General features: G+C 51.5%; 5 protein-coding genes and 2 pseudogenes. 4 read left to right on the top strand and 3 right to left on the bottom strand.

Annotated features, from left to right (window positions below; genetic code table 11):
- The 3 genes and pseudogenes from NZ772_09740 to NZ772_09750 form a co-directional block, all read left to right on the top strand.
- On the top strand, positions 1 to 915 hold a 915-nt coding region (locus tag NZ772_09740), incomplete at its 5' end, for a response regulator (protein ID MCS6813836.1).
- Positions 916 to 1,192: 277 nt separating this feature from the next.
- Positions 1,193 to 1,960 (top strand): annotated as a pseudogene (locus tag NZ772_09745) (hypothetical protein).
- A gap of 149 nt (positions 1,961 to 2,109) precedes the next feature.
- A pseudogene (locus NZ772_09750) lies at positions 2,110 to 2,388 on the top strand (ATP-binding protein).
- Positions 2,389 to 2,606: 218 nt separating this feature from the next.
- On the opposite strand, the gene NZ772_09755 reads toward NZ772_09750, so the two are convergent.
- The 3 genes from NZ772_09755 to NZ772_09765 all read right to left on the bottom strand — a co-directional run bounded on the left by NZ772_09755 (position 2,607) and on the right by NZ772_09765 (position 6,206).
- A complete protein-coding gene (locus NZ772_09755) occupies positions 2,607 to 4,070 on the bottom strand; it encodes a 1-acyl-sn-glycerol-3-phosphate acyltransferase (protein ID MCS6813837.1) in 1,464 nt (487 codons plus the stop codon).
- A gap of 24 nt (positions 4,071 to 4,094) precedes the next feature.
- A complete protein-coding gene (locus NZ772_09760; protein MCS6813838.1) occupies positions 4,095 to 4,637 on the bottom strand; it encodes an SH3 domain-containing protein in 543 nt (180 codons plus the stop codon).
- Positions 4,638 to 4,700: 63 nt separating this feature from the next.
- Positions 4,701 to 6,206 (bottom strand): AAA family ATPase, encoded by a 1,506-nt coding sequence (locus NZ772_09765; protein MCS6813839.1) that lies wholly within the window; start codon positions 6,204 to 6,206, stop codon positions 4,701 to 4,703.
- A gap of 247 nt (positions 6,207 to 6,453) precedes the next feature.
- Here NZ772_09765 and NZ772_09770 point away from each other — a divergent pair, with 247 nt between their 5' ends.
- A complete protein-coding gene (locus NZ772_09770) occupies positions 6,454 to 7,704 on the top strand; it encodes a response regulator (protein MCS6813840.1) in 1,251 nt (416 codons plus the stop codon).
- Positions 7,705 to 7,743: the final 39 nt, after the last annotated feature.

Consider the following 7,743-nt stretch of genomic DNA (forward strand, 5'->3'; position numbering starts at 1 on the left):
GTTGATCCCAACTTTAATCTTGCCTGTGACCAGCCTACCCACCAACTGCAAGGGAAGCGGTTGTTAATTGTTGATGACAACTACACCAGTCGTCAGACCTTAACTGAACAGGCAGAGTCGTGGGGTATGGTTGTACAAGCTGCTGCCTCTGCCGATGAAGCCATGGCATGGCTGCGGCAGGGTCAAGAGTTTGATATTGGTGTGGTGGATGCTTACATGCCAGATCAGGATGGCATCACGCTAGCAAGGCAAATTCGCCAACTTGAGCAGACCATGTGCGCCGCAGACTGCTCTGCCTTATCGAGAAAAGTGCCTTTACTACTCCTCACAGCGGTTGGCAGTTCCCAGTCTAGTTGGAATGACGCTGAGGTGGAATTTGCCCAATGCCTGAACAAGCCAGTTAAGCAGTCTCATTTTTACAACGCTCTCGTAGAAATCCTGGAACACCAAGCTGCACACCAGGCCCAACTGTCTCCAGCAGAGACTCGATCGCGGTCAAATGCAGCAGTGGCTAAACTGCAACTGCCGGAGATGCCTGCAAATTTGCGTATTTTGCTGGCTGAGGACAATGCCGTGAACCAAAAGGTAGCGATCCACATGCTCCAACGCCTGGGATACCGCACAGATTTAGCAGGTAATGGCCTAGAGGTGCTCGAAGCGCTCCAACGTCAGCCCTACGATGTGGTGTTAATGGATGTACAGATGCCAGATATGGATGGCATCACAGCGGCAGAGCGTATCTGTAGTCAATGGTCGAGTGCAGAGCGTCCTCGGATTATTGCTATGACGGCTAATGCTATGCACGGCGATCGAGAAGCCTGTCTAGACGCTGGCATGGATGATTACATCAGCAAACCCGTGCGGCTAGAGGAATTAGCGCAGGCACTGAGTAAGTGCACTAGTCGCATAGTCTGAGCATAGTAGCTGCTACAGCGGCACTAGACTGCTAGTGGAGAATGAGCCTCGCAAGGCCCTTGGGGGCCAACATTGCCTATGGCTAGCTAACATGGTGTAGCAGCAGACGGGTGTGCCCTGCACGCTAAAGCACTGCGATCGGCAAGGCCCCAATCTACTTGCAACAGCGCTTTGCTATCAGTAACCATTGCGATGGCTATCCTCGAAAATCAGGGTAAGATTTCAAAGTTGTGCTAGGAGGTAATCATAGTGCCTCTGGGCGATCGCTGGCTAGTCTATGAATGCAGTCGAAATCGAAGAAGCCGTTTCGCGGTTAGCCGAATCTCCCTTTGACCCGGAGGAATTTCCGTTTGCGTTTCTGGAAGCGTTTGGCAACAAGGCGACCACGATCAAGCGGCTGAGAAGTCAGGGCAAGGATTCGACGAATCAGTCGGATTTGGGTGGGGTGCTCCAGCGCAACAACATCCACATCAAGGTATGCGCTGAGGGGCAAGTTGAAGCGACGCTGACGGCGTTGCGGGAGAGTGGGGCGACGGCTCGACACAAGGTCAAGTTTATTTTGGCGACGGACAGCCAGAGCCTTGAAGCCGAAAATCTGCTGGAGGGGGAAACCCTTGCCTGCGACTACCCCAACTTTGCCGATCACTTTGGCTTTTTCTTACCCCTCGCCGGAATCACGACGGTCAAGCAGATTCGCGAAAATGCCTTTGACATCAAGGCCACAGGGCGGCTAAATCGGCTGTATGTGGAGCTATTGAAGGAAAATCCCGACTGGGAGCAGCGACCAGAGGACTTTAATCACTTCATGGCGCGGCTAATCTTCTGCTTTTTTGCCGAGGATACGAATATTTTTCCGCCGACGGCCAAGGGAGAGGGGCTATTTACCCACACTGTGGCACAGATGAGTGCTGGGGATGCGTCGAATACCCATGAGGTGCTAGCAGAGATTTTTCGAGCCATGGCAACACCGCTGTCAGAGCGGCGGACAGCAGGGATTCGCCGGTGGGCAGAGGCTTTTCCCTATGTGAATGGCGGTTTATTTTCTCCCCTCGCCCCCCCTGGGAGAGGAGCCGGGGGTGAGGGTCTTATGTCTGGAGATGGCCCTCATCCCCTAACCCCTTCTCCCAAGTCGGGAGAAGGGGAACCAGAGGCTGCTTCACCCCTCGCCCCCCCTTGGGAGAGGGGCCGGGGGTGAGGGACAAGTCCCCCGGTTCAGCCTGGACGCATTGACCTGTGTCTGCGCTATGGCAACGTGACCTTGGGAATTGAACTGAAGGTGTGGCGCGATGGGGAAAAAGACCCCCTCACCAAGGGCTTACAGCAGTTGGATCAGTATTTGGCCGGGTTGGGGCTAGATTCAGGCTGGCTGGTGATTTTTGACCGGCGATCGGGCCTCCCCCCATTGAAGAGCGGACGACTACGGAATCAGCTACTACCCCCAGTGGCCGAGCTGTGGTGGTGATTCGGGGATAAAAGAGTTGTCAGTCAACTAGGGTATCAGCTCACCAAAAATAAACTGAGGGGCGGCAATGGTTGAAAAGCAGGCGTTGATAGCTGACTGTGTAAACTTGCCAAAAACATGTGTAAACTTGCCAAAAACAGATGTCCAATCTGCCTATCTTGACCAGCTTGCCAGCAGGTTAGAAGGATGTTTAGCTTGCCCACTACTGCAATTCATGTCAGGATGCAGCTCACGATCGAGTAATCATGGCTTCGAGGGCGGCTTGTAAATCCTGAGTCAGTGCAGTGACAGCTTGCTTGGCACTGCGACGATCGCGTTGATAGTCTGGCCAGCGATCGCTAACAGATATCGGCTCACCCACAGTAACCGTTGCCATCTGCTTGCCTAAACGAGGCCGGGGATAGGTACGTTCACCTTTCAGGCGGGCAACCGTTTCCCAAGTCAGCAATAGGGTTTCGGCAAACCTCTCAGCGGTTGGATTTTCCCGCACATAGCGCCCGGTAACAGCCACAAAACTTTCCACCAGCCGCATGTGCCAAATACGAAGGTCGGCTTCTTCCGCAATGCGATCGGCCAAGCTCCGCTCTACTGCTGACAGCGCTTCTAAGCTCTTGATGTCATCTCGATAGATGCAGTCCCAAGCAGCTTGTTCTAGTCGTCGGCAGCGATCAGGCACGGAACCCCTTGGTTGAAGGCCAAAATATTGTTCAGCTACTGTCAAGGCAGTGTTGAGCAGAGCCTGTAGGCGATCGGCTAGTAACTGGTTAGGATCGGAACTTGGTGAAGCTGCTGGAGCATCTGTAGCCTCAGGCGGATTGTAGTGGTAGAAGCGCTGGTAAAACCCTTCCATCAGCCCCAACAGACGAATGCCAAGCCTGTAGAGGCGAGGATAAAGTCGAGCTTCTGGCGTTGCAGGTGAGTCACCAATGGGCAATTGCCAGGTGTCTGATGTAACAGGCGCGGTCTCTTCCGTTGTCCCACGGTTAGCAGATGGTTGAATGCCAACATCGGCTTCAAGCTGCGTCAACAGGGCTTCTAGGGCTGCCCATGGCGGCGTAATGTATTGATAGCGAATGCCAATGGGCACAATGAATACCTGCTCATGGCGGCCTGCTTTAATTAAATCTTCAACACACCAAAACCCCATTTGAGCAATGCCTGGTTCTAACGGACTAACGATTTCACTATGCCCATTAGTTGCGCCTTCAGGAGCCGCGATCATAGGTAATGTGCCGTTGGCGAAATAGTCTCGCACCGTCTTTAACCCCAGGCGATCGAGCTTACCTCGCTGGATCGGAATCCCCCCAAGCTGGGAATAGAGCCATCCTAACCAGCGTCCTGCCCAGAGGGGAATGCCGCGATCGTAGATAAAGTGAGCATGGATGGGCGGTTTTAGCGCTACATTCCGTCGACGAGCAACCGCAGGCACTTGCTGAAATAGCAGCAACCCCAAGGCGAAGGGATCGTCTACACTGGGGTGACGAAAGGCCATCATGAAGCGAATGTTGCCTGCTTGGAAGCGTTGATAGAGATCCACCAAAATTTCAGTGTTGCGGGCATTGACCCGGGTAATGCTGGTATTCCAACGCATCCACAGGGGCAGTAGGCGCATTACAATCTGCACAACGAAGGGGTTAAGCTGTGGTGGAATAAACTGTAACGCGGGCTGGGCTTGAGTAATCGATCGTGGCAATGTCCCATCCTCCGTTAGCTGAAGCTAGTTAACTTTTTCAGTATTGCCAGCTTTTACCCATCCTTCTTGGTTGGTGCCAATTAACCGCACTCGAATCCATTCTCCGTCTGGACTTTGCTCTAAGACTGTCACCTGTTGGTTATAGTCAATTCCTCCTATGCGCGACGACCCCGGATTAGGGCTGTCTCGCAGCACTAGGCCGATTGGTTGAATCACCCGCGCTGTATAACCGTCTGTTGGCGATGCTGAGGGTGAGGGTGATGCTGAGGGTGAGGGTGATACTGAGGGTGATGGTCTTGCTGCTGCCTCGTTACCAAGGGTTGGTGATGCGGTCGCGGCTACTGGTTTGGCACTAGGCGATGGGGAAGCCTTTGGGGATGATGCAGCAGGTGCTGTGGTTGTGGTTGGCTTTGGTGGTGTTGAAGCCTTAGCAAAGGTAGGTTTAGGCGGTAGAGCTGTCAATTTTGTAATGAAATAACGAGCTGTCATAGCCCCTGCCAATGTCATCAATGCAACAGCCAATAACACCCCAACAATAAAGCTCAGAATATTAGACAGGGTTTTCATAGCAATGCTGACTACTCGAACTCTAGATGTGCAACTAACCTATCGTTATATGACATGGTAAGTCTATTGGTTATTAATTTTTAAGGGTGTTGTGCGAGACGCTAGCCTAGCCTTGCCTGACATCGCCCAAACCTGTAGGGCTTGAATCTGCTCTTTAGCAGTCTGGGCAAGGGGAACAGTTTGACTGGCAGCTTCTAAAATGTCTTCAGTGGTGAAGTCTCGGCCTTGGCTAAACCCAATGTGCATAGCTTCGACGATCGCCTGCTCAATCTCTGCCCCTGAGAAATCAAGCGTTTCGTAGGCTAATCGTTCTAAGTCATAGGACTTGAGGTTATGAGGGCGCAGCCGTGCTAGATGCACTCTAAAAATTGCTTGTCGCTCCTCTTGATTCGGTAAGCCTACGAAGAAAACTTCATCAAACCGGCCTTTGCGGAGCATTTCTGGGGGTAATGCCTGGACATCGTTAGCAGTCGCCACCACAAACACAGGGGATGTTTTTTCCGCTAGCCAGGTAATAAACGTTCCAAATACACGATTAGTGGTGCCGCCATCGCCCCGCCCATCAATGCCTGTGAAGGCTTTGTCAATTTCATCAATCCACAGCACACAGGGCGCTAGGGCCTCTGCCAATTGAATCATTTGCCGCGTGCGTGACTCTGACTCTCCTACTAAGCCTGCAAACAGCCGTCCTACATCTAACCGCAGTAGTGGCAAATGCCAGTGGTGGGCAATCGCCTTAGCTGTGAGGGATTTACCCGTGCCTTGAATACCCACTAGCAACAACCCTCTAGGATGGGGAAGTCCATACTGGCGAGCAGCCTCAGAAAATGCTCCTCCCCGTCGAATCAGCCAATCCTTAAGATTATCCAACCCACCTATATCAGTGATGTCTTCTTTGGCTGGATAAAAATCTAAAATCTGCGTTTGCCGAATTGTCTGTCGCTTTTCCTCTAGGATTAAATCAACATCGCTAGGAAGCAGTGAGCCATGGGTTGCGATCGCCCGTGCCAACACCCGCCGAATGCGTTCAATCGACAGTCCCTGACTAGAGCGGACAAACTCGTCCAAACTAGGGGCATCAAGCACCTGTCCAGTTGCCACCAGCAGGCGCTCTATCTCAGCCTGAATTTCGCTGCGATTAGGCAAAGGAAAATCCAGCAGCGTTAGCACCTCAGTTAAATCGTCGGGAATGGTGACTTGGGTGGACAAAATAACGACATTTTTGGGTTGGGATTTCAGGGTTCTAGCCAGATTTTTTAGCTTCCGTGAGATAGATGTGTCGTCTAAAAACCGTTGAAAATCCCGGAGAACTGCAATTGCTGGCACGTTCACTGGCAACTTGTCTAAAAATTCCAGCGCTTGCAGGGGATTGCGCTTAGCATAGCCCTGGTCATTGGGGTTCCCCTGATACCCCTCGACGAAATCCCACACATACACCGCCCGACTACTTTGCTTGGCACAGTGGGCAATAGCTTGCTCGACTCGTTCTTCTTCCCTAGTGGGAATGTAAAGCAGAGGATACCTAGCTCGCAGCAGTAAGTCAAATTCTTGGTGGAATTGGGAGTCCATGATCATATTAAAACCTTGGCAGTCATGCAACCTCACAGGCTATAGTCTACCGGGAATCTGCCCAGGGCAGATAACTCACAACCTAGTCCTTGTCGATGCTTAGCAAGCGACAATGAAATCATTGCAGCACGATGTCTGCTTTCTGATACGGCAGGGTAGTCTACACAAGAGCGGCCTATGGGACACACCTGTAATCGTCCCTGCTTGCGTTATCTATAGACTAAATAAGCATTAACTTGCATCTATCATGACATTTAGTGAGGCTTACCAACCTACTCGTCCGATCGTTCAACTATTGCAACAGGCCGACTCATCTAAGAGTGGACGCTTTTTGGTTGTCTACCAGTCAATAACTTGGGTTGTTTATGTAGACGCTGGCAGCATTGTTTATGCATCGAACTCGATTGAACCCTTTGAGCGCCTGGATCGCCATCTACTTCAACTCAGCTATCGGGTTACCAATCTGGTGGCTGAAACCCGATCGCAACTGCGATCGCACTTCTCCACCCAGAGTCCTATACCGATAACTCACGGTACAGACTACCAGGCCATTTGCTGGTTAGTAGAACAGCGTCTCCTCAGTGCTGTTGCAGCCACAGAACTAATCGAAGGGCTGATCAAAGAAGTGTTGGAGTCTTTGCTATTGCTCTCAGAGGGACAGTGTGAATTTACAGAAGGGCGACCATTGTCACCTCGCTATTATCGGTTAGCGTTGCCGCCTTTGATTGCTACTTGTCAGCAACGTATTCAAGCATGGCAAGCACTTGCTCCCCACATTTGGTCGCCCTATCAACGCCCCTATTGGGTTGGTCAATCTCGAAGTCAACAGCCAGATGTGCCTAGCGATTGCCAACGATTGTTATCTAAGCTCCGGGGTTATAGCTTTCGGCAGTTAGCAGCGGCCTTGAATCAAGATGAGTTGACCATTGCCCAGACAATTTTGCCCCATGTCGTAGCTGGCACTGTGTTACTGCGTGACCCCCAGGGTCCTTTTGACCAACTTCCTAGAATTCCGACACACCCGATCGCAGCCCTGTCGGCCTTAGGTACATCAACTGTCGCCAGCCATGCCCCGGCTGATGAGCGCACTGTGCTCCAGCTACCACTTTCCGCCGGCCAGCCAACAGCTACCTATACGATTGCCTGCATTGATGATGGCCCTACTACAGGCAGAGATATGAGGCGGTATCTTAATCCGAACACATTTTCCATTCATGTTGTGAGCGATCCCTTGAAGGCATTGATTCAAGTAATTCGCCTGAAGCCTAATCTAATTTTTCTGGATATTGGTCTACCTGGTATTGATGGGTATAAATTATGTCGTCTACTCCGTAACCATCCGCTATTTAGCAGAACGCCGATCGTTATGCTGACGAGCACAACAGGTATTATTGATCGGGCAAAGGCCAAGTTTGCTGGGGCATCTGATTATTTAACGAAGCCCTTTACCAAGGCAGACCTTCTAGAGATTGTGTACCGCTACTTCCCACCCTCCTAAACATCGTGGGGAACTTAATGGATTCAGGTTGCTTCTATC

Source organism: Cyanobacteriota bacterium (assembly GCA_025054735.1).
Classification (GTDB): Bacteria; Cyanobacteriota; Cyanobacteriia; order SKYG9; family SKYG9; genus SKYG9.

Excerpts from the sequence above, each read along its gene's own strand:
- NZ772_09760 (MCS6813838.1), bottom strand. The coding sequence starts at position 4,637 with ATGAAAACCCTGTCTAATATTCTGAGCTTTATTGTTGGGGTGTTATTG.
- NZ772_09765 (MCS6813839.1), bottom strand. The coding sequence starts at position 6,206 with ATGGACTCCCAATTCCACCAAGAATTTGACTTACTGCTGCGAGCTAGG.
- NZ772_09770 (MCS6813840.1), top strand. The coding sequence starts at position 6,454 with ATGACATTTAGTGAGGCTTACCAACCTACTCGTCCGATCGTTCAACTA.